Genomic DNA, 16,044 nt, shown 5'->3' on the forward strand with positions numbered 1-16,044 from the left:
TTATCTTCTTTTTGCATGCGTCTGTGATTGCGCGTTATTTTGACCATAATATGCATCCTTGCCATGCTTACGGTAATAATGCTTGTCTAACAAGTATTGGGGCAGCCGGCTGTTTGCTCTAGTCAATTGCAGCGTATGATAGTCTTCTGCAGCTACAACTTCTAATACCTTGGCATTATAAACAGCCTGGGCTGGCGTCTGTCCCCAGCAAAACGGACCATGTTGACTAACTAAGGCTCCTGGTGTAGCTTCATAATCTAAGTGACGCTCATCAAACGTACGGACGATAGTTTTGCCAGTATTGCCTTCGTAATCTTCTGCAATTTCTTCTTTTGTCAACGCGTCAGCTGCCGGAACATCAGTATAAAAAGTATCGGCATGTGTGGTGTTAAGTGCTGGAATATCCATCTTGGCAGCCGCAAAAGCTACTGCCCAAGGTGAATGAGTATGAACAATTCCACCAATCTTTGGAAAATGATTGTATAAATATGTGTGCGTGGGAGTATCACTTGATGGATTCAATTTTCCTTCGATTACTTTGCCTGATAAATCAACTACTACCATGTCCTCAGGTTTTAGCTTGTCATATTCAACTCCTGAAGGCTTAATGACAAATAATCCTTGATCACGATCAATTCCGGAAACGTTACCCCAAGTAAAAGTAACTAATCCTAATTGAGGCAACTGCATATTAGCCTTGTAAACTTCTTCTTTTAATTGCTCCAGCATTTAACGCTCCTCATCTTTCAAAATAGACGCTGAATTTTCCAAGGATAGAGCCGAACGGTAACGCTCAATGTATTGGGCAGCACCTGCAACTCCTTTTTGTTCAGGACTCAGTGTCATTATTTCCGAATTAACAAAGACTTTCTCATCTAAGTAATCCTCCAGCTTTTCTTGAGCACCAAATAATACATATTGGGCTAAAACTGCCATGCCCCAAGGACCACCAGCACTGGCATTAGTCATAACGGAAATTGGCATATTCAAAACATTAGATAAAACTTGTTGAGCTACAACAGGCGTCTTAAATAGTCCGCCTTGGGCAATCATAACGTCCATTGTCACTTTCTCCTCATTAGTTAAAATATCCATTCCAATCTTGAGTGGTGCAAAAGCTGAATAAAGCTGTGCCAACATAAAATTAGCTAAAGTAAATTTGCTGTTAGGTGTTCTAATTAGCAAAGGTCTTCCTTCTTGGGTTTTGGTTACTGGTTCACCTGAAAAGTAGCTATAGTTAACTATGCCACCGGCATCTGGATCTGACTTTGTAGTATCTAAAAACAAAGTGCTAAATAGTTCGACTGCATTAATATTTTTACCTAATCTGCCTGCAAATTCGCTAAAAACTTGCGACCAAGCATTAATATCTGAAGAACAGTTATTTATGTGAACCATTGCCACCGGCAGTCCCGTGGGAGTCGTCACAATATCAATATCCCTGTGTACTTTTTGCAAAGGCTTATCTAAAACAACCATTGAAAATTCTGATGTACCAACAGAGATGTTTCCTGTGCGCAGTCTAACGCTGTTGGTACTAATCATTCCTGTTCCAGCATCACCTTCAGGTGGTGCCATAACACTACCGGCTTTTAAAGTGCCACTTGGATCAAGTAAAGCAGCACCTTTTTCAGTCAAATAACCTGCAACTTCACCAGCTTTTAAAACTTGAGGCAAAATATCTTCGATTTGCCACGGATACTGTTTCACCTTTTCTAAACTGGAAAATTTGCGAAGACATGTTTGGTCAAACTGACCATCACTATCAATTGGAAACATTCCTGAAGCGTCGCCAACGCCAATATTTTTTTCACCAGATAATTGCCAGTGAACATAACCAGCTAAAGTTGTGATGTAAGCAATATCTTTAACATGATGCTCGTTTTGCAGTATCGCATGATATAAATGTGCAATGCTCCAACGTAAAGGAATATTAAAGTTAAATAGCTTGGTTAGTTCTTCTGCTGCATCTTCAGTAATGGTGTTACGCCATGTTCTGAATGGCACCAGCAGTTTGTCATTAGCGTCAAAAGCTAAATAGCCGTGCATCATTGCGCTGACACCTATGGCTCCTATTCTTTCAATTTTGACATGATATTTACTGCTGACCATAGCAGCTAACTGGGCATAACTTTGCCTTAAACCAGTCAAAATATCTGCTTGAGAATAGGTCCAAATACCATCTTGCAATCTGTTTTCCCATGAAAAGCTGCCAGAAGCCAGTGGCTGAAAATCAGGGCTGATTAGAACTGCTTTAATTTGTGTAGAACCAAATTCAATCCCTAATGTTGTTTGCCCCCTTTGAATGAGTTGAACAATTTTAGTAATGTTCATTTAAACGCCTCTTTCCTCACGATAGAATTCTCTCCTTAGCTTTCTTCGGAAAGCACTTTCATGATATATTTTTTATTTGAATAATTCAATAGGCTTAAAAATTCATTCGAATGTTTTTGAAAATTTTTAAGGTTTCTAAACTCTTAATTTCACGGCATTTTAGCTATTTTAGAAATTTTATTTGTTTTTATTGAACTTTTTTAGTTAAAATTTATTGTTTACATTTATACCTTTATTTTTTATGAAAATGCTAATATTTCAGTAAAAAACAAATATAAGTTACCTTTTAAAATTGAACTATGTTATGATTTTAATCAAAAGAACATTAATTTTAACAATATTAGCTAAAATTTATTCAAATGAATTTTAGGAGGTTACACAATGAAAAGCGATTACATAAACGTTGTGGAAACACTTAAAAATGAAATAACTTTTGGTAATTACGAAGTTAACCAAAAATTACCCACAGAAGACGAGTTAATGCGCCGCTTCAAAGTCACTCGTTATGCTGTTAGAAAAGCCTTAACTGAATTGCAAAATGAGCATTTAATCTACAAAGTCCAAGGAAGCGGAATGTATATCCAGGATTGGAATAAAAAATGGCAAGCCAATCCACAAAGCAAAACCATCGGATTAATTTGTACTCACATTGCAGATTACATTTTTCCCAAGATTATTGCTCAAATTGATTCAGTAATTGAACCGAAGGGCTATTCTTTGCTTTTAGCTAATACTCATAACTATCCTCAAACTGAACGGTCAAGTTTGATTAAAATGCTTGATTCGCAAGTGGCCGGTTTAATCGTTGAACCCAGTGAAAGTGCCAAGCCTTGTCAAAATAGGGATATTTACCTCCGGATTGAAAAAAGTAAAATACCCTTGTTGTTCATTAATGCGGAGTACCCTGAATTTAATTTTCCTGCTATTGTGAATTCGGATAGAGAGTCAGAAAATGAATTGACAACTTATTTATTGCAACAAAATCATCGCCGAATTTTAGGTATCTTTCAAACAGACGATCTTCAAGGGGTCGAACGGATGAAGGGTTTTATCGCTGCTTATCAGGAAAATAATGTTAATTTAGCAAGTAGCAATTTGATTATGTATAGCTCGCATGATTCTTTTTCAGTCATTAGTAAAAAAATTGATATCTATTTAAATAGTCCCGAACCGCCTACAGCAATAGCATGTTATCATGATGAATTAGCTGTTTTAGTCATTGACAAATTGAAAAAGCTAAAAATCAAAATTCCCCAAGATATTTCTGTGGTTGGTTTTGATAACTACGATTCCTCTGCTTACTTGAATCCTAGTTTGACCACAATGAATTATCAGAGAACTTCCGTTGGTCAAGAGGCAGGCAAAGGAATTTTAGCTTTAATAAATGGTAAGAAATTTGCTTCAGTGGTACATCACCCTGAGATGAAATTGCGTGATTCAGTTGCTACACTGAAGCAATAAAAAAGGTGTTAATCAAAAATTTGATTAAAGTTAACCCCTTGAATTGGACGTTAACATTAATTCATGTTTGCTAAAGCCGTATTTCGATATTCAATCGGGGGTATGGCCTTTTAGCGTGTGCCTGATTCTAGTTTGATTGTAGTATTTGATCCATTTTTCTATGGCCTCCTACAGCGCCTTCTTAGTAGGACAAATATAAGTGTAGTAGTCTAGCTCAACCTTCATGATCTGAAAGAGACTCTCGCAGGTCGCATTGATTTGTTCGCTTTAATGGGTTAATCATTACTTTGGTCGGTGTGATTAGCCTTTTTTTCTTTTTCAATTTCTGCAACTGTACGATTAAGATAATAATTTATTGGCTTCATGTTGGGATGTTGTGTTCGAATCAACTCCAAATCCTGAGTCATATTACTTTGTATGAATAATGCTTTCTTCGATTAGGACTTTCTATATATTCGAATATAAAACATAAAAACTCATCTTTTCCGAATAATTGAACAATCCGATAAAATATTCCAGCAGCACCACCTACTAAAAACCACTTCAATTCTTGTACTAGCCTATCAGTTAACTTAGGCATAAGCGGAGGTATAATCCTTGTACCATTAGCTAAATCTGTAAGCTTCTGCCATAAAGGAATTAACTTACGTTCAGAATCTGTGAAAAACCACCGCTTCACAACGTAACTTATTAGCTTCTGACTAACTTCATCTTGTGCTTTTCCATTTAAGTCCTCAAGAATCGCGTGTGCCGCTTCGTGTTTAAATTCTCCTTCAATGCGAATCCAACTATCGCTTTGTTGTGCAAGATCAAAATATGGAGCATTAGCTTTATTATGCTCAATTTTTTTATCATAAACACGTAAGAAGTTATCACTAGAGATCGCACCGCACGTAATTCCAGTAATAATCTTATTTGATTCAAAAAACTTTTGATGTTTAGAAGATAGGACTCTTTTAAGAGAATCTAAAATTAAAACTTGCTTGGTTTGTAACTTTTGATGTAAAGCACTAGCAGTTAAATCACCTTCAAATTACATCGATGGCAACTTCTAATCATGTAAACCTTGTCTTCTTGGTAGTCATAAACTTGAGAAGTTTAATAAAGCTTAAATCATAGCCCCTGAGCTTGCCTAAGTTCTGCCAAGTCTTGAAACCAGTTGCACTAAAATAAAGTAACAGGCCTTGAATCTTTTTCTTGTCAGACCACATGATTTTTATTGTATTGTCATAATAACTAATGGCTTATGAATAGTAGTTTAAGGCCTTGGCCTTATCTGAACCTCCAAATATCTCGGACAATTTCAATTCTTTATCAAGTTGAAGAGCAGTATTCATACCGCCCATCTTGTTTATAGGGATGTTAATACTAACTTGATCGACTGTTATAAAGTATTTGGTCATTTTTACGTATAACTCTTTATTTAGGTACATACCCGCCTAATAGTTATGGGCGGGTTAATGCTGAACGGTCCGCTCGGAACGTTCCACTTGCCAGCCTCTGGCTGGCATCCGTCAGCAGACAACTACGGCTCTTCCCAGTAGTCTTCTTTAATGAACCATTTTGGATTAACTTCTCTTTGAATTCTATTTACAGTTTGCGGAATATCGATTGTAGACATGTTAGGAAAGTAAACAGGTTTAGGCATGATAAATCCATTTTCATAGAATAAAGATGAGCCCTAATGTTTGCATTTAATGGCAATCCTTTAACATCAGTCATTGGGAACAACATACGTTTCGTATCCAAATCCGCCACATTAGGAGCCATAAGAAAGCGATTACCAAATTGGAGTGTTGAATCACGAGGAAAAATTTCTGCAGATGGTCGCTGAATTCCAACAACCACGCTTAGCCCCGAAGGGCGAGACATAAATTGACGCTTGTCTTGCTGCAATCAAAAGTTCAAAAAGGTAACGCAAAATCTCACTTCTCAGTTTTGGATCGTTAAGGAGAAAGGCCAGTTCGTCGATAAATACAACGATATCCCTAACATGTTTACCATTGACCTCATAATCACTAGCCGTCTTACCAAATTCACCTGAAAAATGTGTATAACGGTTATGCATATTCTTAGTGAGTATACGCAAAGTACGTGCAGCTTGATTAGGTGTAACAGCAGGATGTAGAATTTTTAAACTAGCAAAATCAGCACCTTTACCATCAATTAAATAGACTTTTGCACCCATACCATTATTCTGACCTTCAATTCGACTTTTATAAGTCATCGAAGACAGCAAAACATCCTCAAGAGTATTAGTCTTGGTTGAACCAGTCACTCCAGATACAAGCATATGTGGACTAGCTTTCCAATCGATAATACAATTAGGTGCTAGTAATATCCTAGAAGTCATCTTCGCTCACCTTTACCTGTGATACCAACAAGTTAATCTTATAAACGACTACGCCATTACTTAAGCTTTCTAAATTGGCGGAATGATGAAAGGCTGCTCCTACCTCAGTAGCTAATTCTTGTAAATGAAGAGTGTTAGTTACACCGTTAGCATCGATTGACAAGAGATAATAATCTTTATTAGTCATATCCAGAGTATAATTAACCGCATTACGATAACGTCCAATCGTATAGTTATCTCGCTTATCTACTAATTTAGCAGAATTAGTTAAACGATTGAGAGCTTCAATTTGATCAGAATAAATAATTCTGTTCAGCTCATCTAATAACCATCGATATTGACTAATCACGGGGACAAGGATTAACAATAAGATGGATTGAAAAATAAAGCCTAGAATAATACCTACAATCACACCAGCGACTAACAAAGCTGCATTGAAGTGATAGTGATCGTTAGGATCATATCTAATTATGCGCATGACTCCTCCCACAATTTTCATAATTTGGTCATTAGTAAGATTTAAGATTCTTACACCTGTTGCATTTAAGCCCTCTCGTCCATTGAACGACCAATGCGCCAAGTTATCAAAAGCTACAATCAGCATCCTAGAATTAAACATAATTTCAACATTATCTTTTTCTTTAAGCAGACACGCTTGGCCCTTTACTTTAATCTCAAATTCTGTAGATAAAGGTAACAATTGGCTATTCAATGACTAAACCTTGTATACTGCACGTACTACATTATTTCCATTGTCATCTTTAACCGTTTCATTAGTTCCAGAAAGCACTTTAAAAATACTATCTGTAGCTAATTTTAAAGGTCTTTGGAGTGCGTTATTGATTGGAGTAGCTTTGGGCAGAATTGCTGTTGCGAAAGATGAATCCTTAATATTCTCAATTGATTGATTAGTTGATTGTGCCATATTTATACCTCCTTGTGAGGAGCGAGTGGGATATGGCATCCCTCATATTAAAATCGACAACAAAAGAGCGGATTATCAGTTTGTATACTTCTTATACGCTCTGATAATCCGCATAACTAAAAGAAGCACATGCAAATAAACACGTGCTTCTCATCGCCATTTTATTGAGTTTTTCCAAAAAATGGGCAGACTGGTAGCACAATGGAGAAGTTATATAAAAAATACCTTTATTACTTATACTTAAACAATTAATACACGCTACTACCATTAATCCGCTAGCATGGACGCCCACGGTGGTATCACTACTTTGTCCATTCAAAAATCCATCGCAGACCTGTAGTAGCAGCAACATTGTTCTACGATGTATCCAACACAAACTCGCATGACACCATCATGACATGTTGGCGCAACTTGACGGTACTTTAATCACACGAGTAATAATCAATTTATACTTTAAAAAGTCTTAATATTTTAAAATTCAAATCTTCTAACAGATTCTTTTTCTTCTTCGGTGAGCCCCAGCGCACTCATTACCAATTCATCAACTTCTTTATTCTCTTTAGAGTAATTCTCACCAGCTTTTGTCTTCTCTTGTATCGTCTTAGCCTGCTTAGCAATTTTATCTTGTAGATTCTTATTAACTTTAGGAATTGGGAACTCTTCAAATTCACTTACTAAAAATCTTGGAAAAGTTCTGCGTTGAAATTTGTCAAAACGCATATTAAACCAAATGGTCATAGCCTTTGAATTAATAATTCCCAACAAAGACGGTAAAAGAAAATCTTTTGGCTCAGTAACTATCATTAAACTTTGATTACTAATATAATCTTCATCAGTGTAAGTCGCTTTAATAGCATAATTGGAAGCAGTAGGGATTTGTCTAACCAACAAACGTGGTTGAACAAATAAATTAGGATCCCGCTTTGCTGCTAAATTATCACCATATTTAATATATTTACCAGCCCAAGTTAGCGAATATCTATCTACATCTTTACCAGTCAGACTTCGTTTATAAGAATCATCTTTTTTTATATCAGAATAAAATACATCATTATCTTTATCTGCCTTTACTTGCTTAGGTTTACCTTTGCCTACCTCATATTCCTTAACACCTATTTTCACTTTAGCAAAATCAGATAAATGTGTGGTTATTTCATTTAACTTCCAAAAGATATCTACCGCATATTTGTACTTTACCATTGAGATACTTATCACAGGATTGTGTTTACCAAAGAAAGACTTCTTTACAGTCCCAATTGTGCTAAAATCTCCTTTTTCCAATTCACCTACCGTAATCTCGTCAGATTTTTCTTTTTGCAAAAATACAATGCAATTGTCAACACTTGCATCCGCAAATATTTTGTCAAGAGAATTAATGACAACTAATCTACCAGATTTGTGTAATAAGAAGTTTCTAATTTTTTGATTATTTTGCAAAGTTAGCATGTTATTAGGAACTATATAAGCAAAAGTACCATCTTTCTTCAGCAGCTTATAACCAAGTTCCATAAATAACGTATACGTATTAGCTTGATATTCATCAACTTCATAATGAGAAAGATAATATTGTTTCGTCTTTTCATCAAAAGAATGATTTCTAGAAAAAATATAAGGTGGATTAGCAATGACAATATCAAAACCCACAAAATCACCATTAGCATCTAAAGCTTCTGGAAATTCAATACGCCACTCAAGACTATTACGATAAAAAGGATCACTTTTTCTATTTTCAAAAGCTTCTTTAGCTTCATCAGCTTTTTTTCTTAATTCTGCGTATTTTTTAGGATCAAACTTGTTATCAAACAATGCAGTTTCATCTGCTGACATTTTAGTTAGCCGATTAATAGCTTTTTGGTATGCCTCACCTTCTGGAGATCTAAAGCTACTCATAAAAGCTTTTTTAATTTTCTTAATTTCTTCATCAATTTTAGCCTTATCAGATTTATTGCTGGTTTCTTTATATCTTTTTATTAAAGTAATGTATTCTTCAAGGTTCTTTGTTTTAAAATTAAATTTATCATCTAAGGAGAAACGATGAACAAGGCTATCACCTACTTTGATATTGATATCAATATTTGGTAAAGTCGTTAAGATCCTTTGTCCATACTCATTCTCCGAATAGTATGCGTTCTTTAACAATTCAATCCATAAACGTAAGCGACAAATATTTACAGAGTTAGGATTTAGATCAACACCATATAAACAATTTTCAATAATAGTTTTCTTTTGTTTAAACAATGCTTTCTGAATTCTGAGAGAAGTTGGTTGGTTAGCATCATAAGAATAATTATTACCATAAATATCTTGAATAATTAGTTCATCGTTGGCAACAGTACAGCTAATATCATTAAGTAATTTACCATCTGTATCAAATAAAACTCTAAGCGATGCCTTAATTGCTATTAATTCATTTAATACTGATACCAAGAAGTGACCAGAACCGACCGCAGGATCTAATACTTTAATTGAATCGATAGCATCACTAACCTTCTTACGTTTATCAATAGAGAAAGAAATATCTCTTGTAAGCATCCCCAACTGAACAATATCTTGTACATTTGTACCGAGGGCTTCATTTACTTTAGTTAAAACAGCCTGTCTTACAGCTCTTTTAGCCATATACATTGTGATTTTACCTGGTGTAAAGAATGCGCCATCTTTATAACCATTAATTTTTTCAAAAATCAATCCCAATACAGATGCATTAATTAACTGATCTTGACTCTCCTTATTCTTAGCATCAACAGCAGAAGTAAAATCATATGCACTTAAAAATCTAAATAAATAATCTAAAATTTCAATTTTCCCAGTTAACTTTTTACCATTAGTATCCTTTAACTTTGTCTTTGAGTATACTTCTATTTTTCCTTCTCTTAATTCACTAATTGGAAAACCTTCTCTGGACATCTCAAGTTCGGTTTGTTCAAACAATGAACTATTCATATATGGAACGTTAGGGAACTTTTGCTTGATACGATCTTTTCTTTCATCAATACTCTTAGCCATTACCATAAAGAAAAGCTCATTAACATCATCAAACGTATGTAGTTTTTTATAGTTTAAGAACTTATAACTTTCACTACGATTGAAAGAAACCAATGAAGATTCCAAAAGTTTCAAAAATAAAATTCTATTAATCCAAACAACAACTAATTGAACTGCTAGATCAAATTGCTTATCTTTAGATACATTTTTTATATCTAATTGCTCAATAGCATTTTCAACGAGGGATGCATCTTGTCTTTTACCTTCTTTGAAACGAGCAATAACTTTGTTTCCACCTTTCTTTTCTTCATGAAGCCCCATTATATAAAGTAACTCATTATAGAAATTTTTATTAAGACTGTTAGAATCTGCAAATACCATTTCATTTAACAAATTCTCAACGCTAAAGAAACGATACAAACGTGTTATATCTTGTTTCTTAAATTCTGTTGTTCCCTTTTTTATTGAATTTTTTAAGTCAAAATAACCAATTTTTATTTTCTTATTCAAAGCTTTATCAATTTCAGGAGCAATGACTTCATCAAATAAGAAATCTGTCTTTGAGCTTGATAACTGTCTTCTCTCAAACTTCTTGAAATTGTCTACTAACTTTTTATTCTTATAAAAGTACTTTTCTAATTCATTGGAATCAATAACAAAAAACTGATAGCCATTAGTTACAATACCTTTTTTAACTTCGATGTTTTTGTTAATTACACGTTCACGCAAATAATAAGCTACTAATTCTTTAAAGCCTTTAGCATTCAGATTATCCAAGCTCATCATTTCTGCTGTATTATCTAACTTCTTGTATTCGACAATTACGCCTACATTACTATCAGTTGATTTACCATTATAGATAGCCAAATCAATCTTTCCTCTAGTGTTAATTTGCTTATCAGGGATAATTTCTTCTAGGAAGTCTTTAAAAACACCCTTTTGAAATTCTTCTGATTCATGCTCATTTGCTTTAATCTTGTTGAAGTAACTTTCTAAGGCATTTTTAAAAGCCTCTTTTTGATCATCTTGGGGCATAATCGCTTCAACATTGCGATTAATGCTTTGCTTTAAGTTTTGTATAATTGCCATAATTTATATCCTTAAATTTTTATATCACAGTGATAATCTTACTAATTAAAATCAGCAATTAATTGTAAAGTCTTTAGCTGATCTAAAGAAAAAGTTGATGCTCTCTTACTTATTCCTTTTATTTTTACATTTTCGCCTTCTTGAGGAAATTTGTTTTTTGCAATCTTTATAATTCTATATTCCCTTTGATATTTAAAATAATCCTTTTTAAAATAGCAATATGCTTTGTTACCATTTTTCAATTTTGAAAATTGAGACAAGTTATATGGATCATAATATTGAACAATATCTGCTTCATATCCAGATTCTTTTATAGATGAGAAGAAATCGGGGTTAGAAAAAATAATTAAATTACATTTGTTACCAGTGAGTTTTTCTTTATCTTTAATAAGCCGTTTTATATCATCCAAAGTATCTTTTCTTAATTTGAAATATTTTCGATTATTAAAAGATCTATCTAATTTGAAATCTCTGAAAGTTAAGAGTCCAAAACTTGCTACTCCTATTCTTTTTTCCATTCCATCTTTCAATCTATATTCCATTTGGGGATCTTGCATAAAGTCTTTATCAGTTAAAGTAATCTCTTTATCACTTTCTGAAATCCTTATGGTTATTTTACTTTTCTCCTTTTTAAAAAGTCCAATTATTTTCCCCTCATCTTCATCACCGATACCTTGACTTTCTATATTCTTATAACCTTCTAGGCTCCCAAAATGAACAGAATCTTCTAAGGTACTCTTTACATACTTATTTTCAGTTACTCTGATTGGTAATGCTAAAGCTCTAATATCGACCATTCTATATCTACCCAACTTTCATCAATTGTTAATTCAAAAATAGATAGGTTTATTCACCTTTAATTTTACCCCATTCTTAAAACATAAAAAAAGCTCTTAGTTCATACTAAGAGCCTTAGTAGTTTGGCAGACAACCAAACCATTTTTATTATTTTGTCTAAGTCTTGCCTTTGTTAATTGCTATTAAATCAGGATTTCCTCATCAACTAACATTATCCCTTTTATTCCCACTCAATCGTTGACGGTGGCTTGCTGGTGACATCATAAACTACACGGTTAATGTTTGGTACTTCGTCGACAATACGCGTTGAAATTTTTTGCAAAACATCCCACGGCAAGCGAGCAAAATCAGCGGTCATCCCATCAATTGATGTAACGGCGCGAATACCAATGGTATAGTCGTAAGTGCGACCGTCACCCATCACACCCACGGATTTGATACCAGGTAAAACGGTAAAGTATTGCCACACTTTTTCCTGTAAACCGGCTTTTTTAATTTCATCCCGCAAAATTGCATCACTATCACGCACCAGTTTGAGTTTATCCTCGGTTACTTCGCCAAGAACGCGAATGCCAAGGCCAGGTCCCGGGAATGGCTGCCGCCAAACTAAATCATGCGGAATGCCTAATTTTTCACCCAGTTCACGTACTTCATCCTTAAATAACTTGCGCAATGGTTCAATTAACTTAAAGTGCAGATCTTTAGGTAACCCACCAACGTTATGGTGCGACTTAATTGTCTGAGCAGTATTCGTGCCACTCTCGATTACATCGGTGTACAGAGTGCCTTGGGCTAAAAAATCCACATCCTTAATTTTCTTGGCCTCGTCCGCAAACACCTCAATAAACTCTTTGCCAATGATTTTCCGCTTTTGCTCGGGATCGGTGACACCTTTGAGTTTATTTAAAAAGCGCTCTTGAGCGTTTACTCGAATAATGTTAACGCCTAAATCACGGTTCAAGGCAGCCATTACTTCATCGCCTTCGTTTTTACGCAACATGCCGTGATCTACAAAAATAGCTGTCAGCTGGTTGCCAATTGCCTTGTGCAAAAGAGTCGCGGTGACGCTGGAGTCTACCCCACCGGATAGTCCCAGAATTACCTTCTTATCACCAACAGTTTTTCTAATTTCAGCAATTTGCAAATCAATAAAATCGGTCATTGACCAGTCAGCTTTAGCACCGCAGACTTTAAAGGCAAAATTACGCAAAATATCAAGACCATACTGGGTATTCCGCACTTCCGCATGGAACTGAATGCCATACATTTTAGCCTGATCGTTAGCAATAGCGGCAATCGGGCAATTCTTACTTGAAGCGACTGTTTTAAAGCCAGCAGGAGCCCCTGTGACCAAATCACCGTGACTCATCCAGACATATTCATCTTTGGGCAAACCGGCAAATAAAACGGAGTTAGTATCTTCAACTTCGATGTCGGCACGACCATATTCAGAATTATCCGCTTTTTCGACCTTGCCGTTTAAATAGGAAGTCATCAGTTGCATCCCGTAACAAATGCCCAGGATAGGAATGCCCAACTTAAAAATTGCGGAATCTACTTTCAAAGCATTTTGGTCGTAAATACTGTTAGGACCCCCGGAAAAAATAATCCCTTTGGGATTAATCTTTCTTATTTGGTCCATACTAATATCATGGGGCAACAACTCGGAATAAATCCCAAAATCCCGCAGCCTGCGCGTGATTAGTTGATTATATTGACTACCAAAATCCAGCACAATAATCTCATCAAAATCACTAATATTCTTTTTCACCGACATCCAAGCTCCTTTACTCACTAAATTCAATACTATATCAACTTTACTAAGAAATGTAGCAGTGGTCAACAATTTTTTAGCTCTAACAAATGATTTTACGAATTATTTATACCCATTTGCTGAATATAATTCGCAATTTCATTTAAAATTAATCTTGCACATATTATGCGACTCTGTTACAATGCTTGCAATAGCAAAATAAAAATCTATATATTGCCGTAATGTGGTCGGCAGTTTCTACTCAGAACCGTAAATTCTGAACTATGGATAATATGCATTTAAAGTAGTTAAAATACTGGTTTAAAGGGCTTTTTTACCATAGTTTTGGTAGAAAAAGCCCTTTTTGTCTTGAAGGAGGAAAAAGTGAAATTATTAGAAGACCGGATTCGCAGTGACGGAGAAGTTTTACCAGGTAATGTTTTAAAAATCAACTCGTTTTTAAATCATCAGGTAGATCCCGAACTAATGAAGAAAGTCGGAGAAGAATTTAGTCGGCTATTTAAGGATAGTGGTGTCACAAAGGTGTTGACCTGTGAAGCTTCCGGAATTGCCCCTGGAGTAATGGCAGCCTATGAATTACATGTGCCAATGGTCTTTGCCCGCAAGAAAAAGCCAGCTACACTTAATGATGCTGTCTATTGGGCAGATGTTTATTCCTACACCAAGAAAGTCACTAATCAAATTTGTGTTGAACAAAAATTCTTGCACAAAGATGATCACTTGTTAATTATTGATGACTTTCTGGCAAACGGTGAAGCAGTTAAAGGCATGATTAATATTGCTAATCAAGCTGGAGCTGAAGTAGCTGGCGTCGGTATCGTAGTCGCAAAAACTTTCCAAGGTGGCAGCGACTGGCTTAAAGAACACGGCTATCGCCTTGAAGCATTGGCAGAAATCGCTAGTTTAGCTAACAATCAAGTACATTTTGTGGGAGAAAACTAATGGCAGAAAAAGAAGTTAGTCAGCAAAAAGCAGCTGTTTTAGGTTTGCAGCACCTGTTAGCAATGTATTCCGGTGCTGTTGCGGTACCTCTGTTAATTGGTAATGCATTAAAATTTTCTCCTGCACAAATGACCTACCTTGTTTCAATTGACATTTTCATGTGTGGCCTAGCTACGCTATTACAATTAATGCGCAACAAGTACTTTGGTATTGGCTTTCCAGTCATTTTAGGCTGCGCCATTCAAGCAGTTGCCCCCTTGCAAATGATTGGACAGAAATTTTCAATCAACGACATGTACGGTGCCATTATTGTTGCCGGCATTTTCGTGGTTTTAATCTCAGGTGTTTTTGCTAAAATCAAAAAATTCTTTCCGCCTGTCGTCACCGGCACGTTAATTACTACTATTGGATTAACCCTTGTTCCGGTCGCAATTCAAAACATGGGTGGTGGCAATTCAGCTGCTAAAAGTTTTGGCAGTGGTCAAAACCTGTTTCTAGCCTTTTGCACGATGTTTATCATCTTGGCATTAGAAATTTGGACTAAAGGTTTTATCAGGTCAATTTCTGTTTTAATCGGTCTTGTTGCCGGAACTGGTATTGCCGCTTGCATGGGCCTCGTTTCCTTCACTCCTGTCATGGAAGCATCTTGGTTCCACCTACCTCAACTCTTTTACTTCGGAGTGCCAAAATTTGAATGGTCTTCCAGTCTGACCATGATCATCATAGCTTTAGTCTCGATGGTCGAATCAACCGGCGTATTCTTCGCCATCGGTGACCTCTTACACCATGACGTCACTGAAGAAGATTTGAAAAAGGGTTACCGCGCAGAAGGTATCGCGCAGATTTTTGGTGGTTTATTCAATGCTTTTCCTTATACCACTTTTTCCCAGAATGTCGGTCTTTTACAATTATCGGGTATTAAAACCAAACGTCCGATATACTGGGCCGGTGGTCTCCTAATGGCTATGGGATTGTTGCCTAAAATTGGCGCAATGGTAACTATCATTCCAACGCCAGTGTTGGGCGGTGCAATGCTCGTAATGTTCACTATGATTGCAGTTCAAGGTATCAAGACACTGGCCAAAGTTGATTTAAGTGACAATAACAATGTCTTAATTATTGCTATCTCAATTGGACTGGGACTCGGTGTTACTATTTATCCCCAATTTTTCAAAAATCTACCGGCTACTGTGCAATTGTTTTTAAGCAACGGCATCGTTATTACTAGCTTATCCGCAACAATTTTAAACTTTTTACTTAAAGGAGGTGATAGAAAAGAAAAACAAAATACTCAAACTGCAAATATCACGTAAATGAAATTGTCTTTACCCTTGAGACAATTCTATTTACCCCAAAAAAGTATCTTCTTGCGTGAAGATGCTT

13 protein-coding genes and 1 riboswitch are annotated in these 16,044 nt (G+C 35.6%); of the genes, 3 read left to right on the forward strand and 10 right to left on the reverse strand.

Going from position 1 to position 16,044, the window contains the following annotated elements; translation table 11 throughout:
- Together GYV61_RS05285 and GYV61_RS05290 are read right to left on the reverse strand one after the other, a co-directional pair.
- The gene (locus tag GYV61_RS05285) at positions 1 to 729 is read right to left on the reverse strand and encodes an L-ribulose-5-phosphate 4-epimerase (RefSeq protein WP_174795040.1); all 729 of its coding nucleotides are present in this window, start codon (positions 727 to 729) and stop codon (positions 1 to 3) included.
- Complete coding sequence (locus GYV61_RS05290; RefSeq protein WP_174795041.1) at positions 730 to 2,334, reverse strand: xylulokinase; 1,605 nt, start codon at positions 2,332 to 2,334, stop codon at positions 730 to 732.
- Positions 2,335 to 2,715: 381 nt separating this feature from the next.
- On the opposite strand from GYV61_RS05290, the gene GYV61_RS05295 reads away from it, so the two are divergent.
- Positions 2,716 to 3,795: a GntR family transcriptional regulator gene (locus GYV61_RS05295; protein ID WP_174795042.1), complete on the forward strand. Its 1,080-nt coding sequence runs from the start codon at positions 2,716 to 2,718 to the stop codon at positions 3,793 to 3,795.
- Between the two features lie 403 nt (positions 3,796 to 4,198).
- On the opposite strand, the gene GYV61_RS09880 is transcribed toward GYV61_RS05295, so the two are convergent.
- From GYV61_RS09880 to guaA, 8 genes are all read right to left on the reverse strand, one after another.
- Complete coding sequence (locus tag GYV61_RS09880) at positions 4,199 to 4,768, reverse strand: replication initiation factor domain-containing protein (protein ID WP_174795117.1); 570 nt, start codon at positions 4,766 to 4,768, stop codon at positions 4,199 to 4,201.
- Positions 4,769 to 5,320: 552 nt separating this feature from the next.
- Complete coding sequence (locus GYV61_RS09815; RefSeq protein WP_274600320.1) at positions 5,321 to 5,443, reverse strand: hypothetical protein; 123 nt, start codon at positions 5,441 to 5,443, stop codon at positions 5,321 to 5,323.
- 153 nt (positions 5,444 to 5,596) lie between these two features.
- Positions 5,597 to 6,148 (reverse strand): FtsK/SpoIIIE domain-containing protein, encoded by a 552-nt coding sequence (locus GYV61_RS05305; RefSeq protein ID WP_174795043.1) that lies wholly within the window; start codon positions 6,146 to 6,148, stop codon positions 5,597 to 5,599.
- A complete protein-coding gene (locus GYV61_RS05310) occupies positions 6,138 to 6,860 on the reverse strand; it encodes a hypothetical protein (protein WP_174795044.1) in 723 nt (240 codons plus the stop codon). The genes GYV61_RS05305 and GYV61_RS05310 overlap by 11 nt, the downstream gene beginning before the upstream one ends.
- 3 nt (positions 6,861 to 6,863) lie before the next feature.
- Positions 6,864 to 7,073: a hypothetical protein gene (locus tag GYV61_RS05315; RefSeq protein WP_174795045.1), complete on the reverse strand. Its 210-nt coding sequence runs from the start codon at positions 7,071 to 7,073 to the stop codon at positions 6,864 to 6,866.
- 471 nt (positions 7,074 to 7,544) lie between these two features.
- A complete protein-coding gene (locus GYV61_RS05320) occupies positions 7,545 to 11,147 on the reverse strand; it encodes a type IIG restriction enzyme/methyltransferase (RefSeq protein ID WP_174795046.1) in 3,603 nt (1,200 codons plus the stop codon).
- Between the two features lie 41 nt (positions 11,148 to 11,188).
- Positions 11,189 to 11,944, reverse strand: coding sequence for a hypothetical protein (locus GYV61_RS05325; protein WP_174795047.1), 756 nt, complete (start codon positions 11,942 to 11,944; stop codon positions 11,189 to 11,191).
- A gap of 221 nt (positions 11,945 to 12,165) precedes the next feature.
- Positions 12,166 to 13,722, reverse strand: a complete 1,557-nt coding sequence (guaA, locus tag GYV61_RS05330; protein ID WP_174795048.1) for a glutamine-hydrolyzing GMP synthase — start codon at positions 13,720 to 13,722, stop codon at positions 12,166 to 12,168.
- A gap of 183 nt (positions 13,723 to 13,905) precedes the next feature.
- Positions 13,906 to 14,003: riboswitch (purine riboswitch) on the forward strand.
- Positions 14,004 to 14,082: 79 nt separating this feature from the next.
- On the opposite strand from guaA, the gene GYV61_RS05335 reads away from it, so the two are divergent.
- The gene (locus tag GYV61_RS05335) at positions 14,083 to 14,661 is read left to right on the forward strand and encodes a xanthine phosphoribosyltransferase (RefSeq protein WP_174795049.1); all 579 of its coding nucleotides are present in this window, start codon (positions 14,083 to 14,085) and stop codon (positions 14,659 to 14,661) included.
- The gene (locus GYV61_RS05340; protein ID WP_174795050.1) at positions 14,661 to 15,974 is read left to right on the forward strand and encodes a nucleobase:cation symporter-2 family protein; all 1,314 of its coding nucleotides are present in this window, start codon (positions 14,661 to 14,663) and stop codon (positions 15,972 to 15,974) included. The genes GYV61_RS05335 and GYV61_RS05340 overlap by 1 nt, the downstream gene beginning before the upstream one ends.
- Positions 15,975 to 16,044 lie beyond the last annotated feature (70 nt).

Source organism: Lactobacillus melliventris (assembly GCF_013346935.1).
Taxonomy (GTDB): Bacteria; Bacillota; Bacilli; order Lactobacillales; family Lactobacillaceae; genus Lactobacillus.

What these genes read in the sequence shown, in the direction of transcription:
- GYV61_RS05285 (WP_174795040.1), bottom strand. Translation starts at nt 729, where the DNA reads ATGCTGGAGCAATTAAAAGAAGAAGTTTACAAGGCTAATATGCAGTTG.
- GYV61_RS05290 (WP_174795041.1), bottom strand. Translation starts at nt 2,334, where the DNA reads ATGAACATTACTAAAATTGTTCAACTCATTCAAAGGGGGCAAACAACA.
- GYV61_RS05295 (WP_174795042.1), top strand. Translation starts at nt 2,716, where the DNA reads ATGAAAAGCGATTACATAAACGTTGTGGAAACACTTAAAAATGAAATA.
- GYV61_RS09815 (WP_274600320.1), bottom strand. Translation starts at nt 5,443, where the DNA reads ATGCCTAAACCTGTTTACTTTCCTAACATGTCTACAATCGATATTCCG.
- GYV61_RS05305 (WP_174795043.1), bottom strand. Translation starts at nt 6,148, where the DNA reads ATGACTTCTAGGATATTACTAGCACCTAATTGTATTATCGATTGGAAA.
- GYV61_RS05315 (WP_174795045.1), bottom strand. Translation starts at nt 7,073, where the DNA reads ATGGCACAATCAACTAATCAATCAATTGAGAATATTAAGGATTCATCT.
- GYV61_RS05320 (WP_174795046.1), bottom strand. Translation starts at nt 11,147, where the DNA reads ATGGCAATTATACAAAACTTAAAGCAAAGCATTAATCGCAATGTTGAA.
- GYV61_RS05325 (WP_174795047.1), bottom strand. Translation starts at nt 11,944, where the DNA reads ATGGTCGATATTAGAGCTTTAGCATTACCAATCAGAGTAACTGAAAAT.
- guaA (WP_174795048.1), bottom strand. Translation starts at nt 13,722, where the DNA reads ATGTCGGTGAAAAAGAATATTAGTGATTTTGATGAGATTATTGTGCTG.
- GYV61_RS05340 (WP_174795050.1), top strand. Translation starts at nt 14,661, where the DNA reads ATGGCAGAAAAAGAAGTTAGTCAGCAAAAAGCAGCTGTTTTAGGTTTG.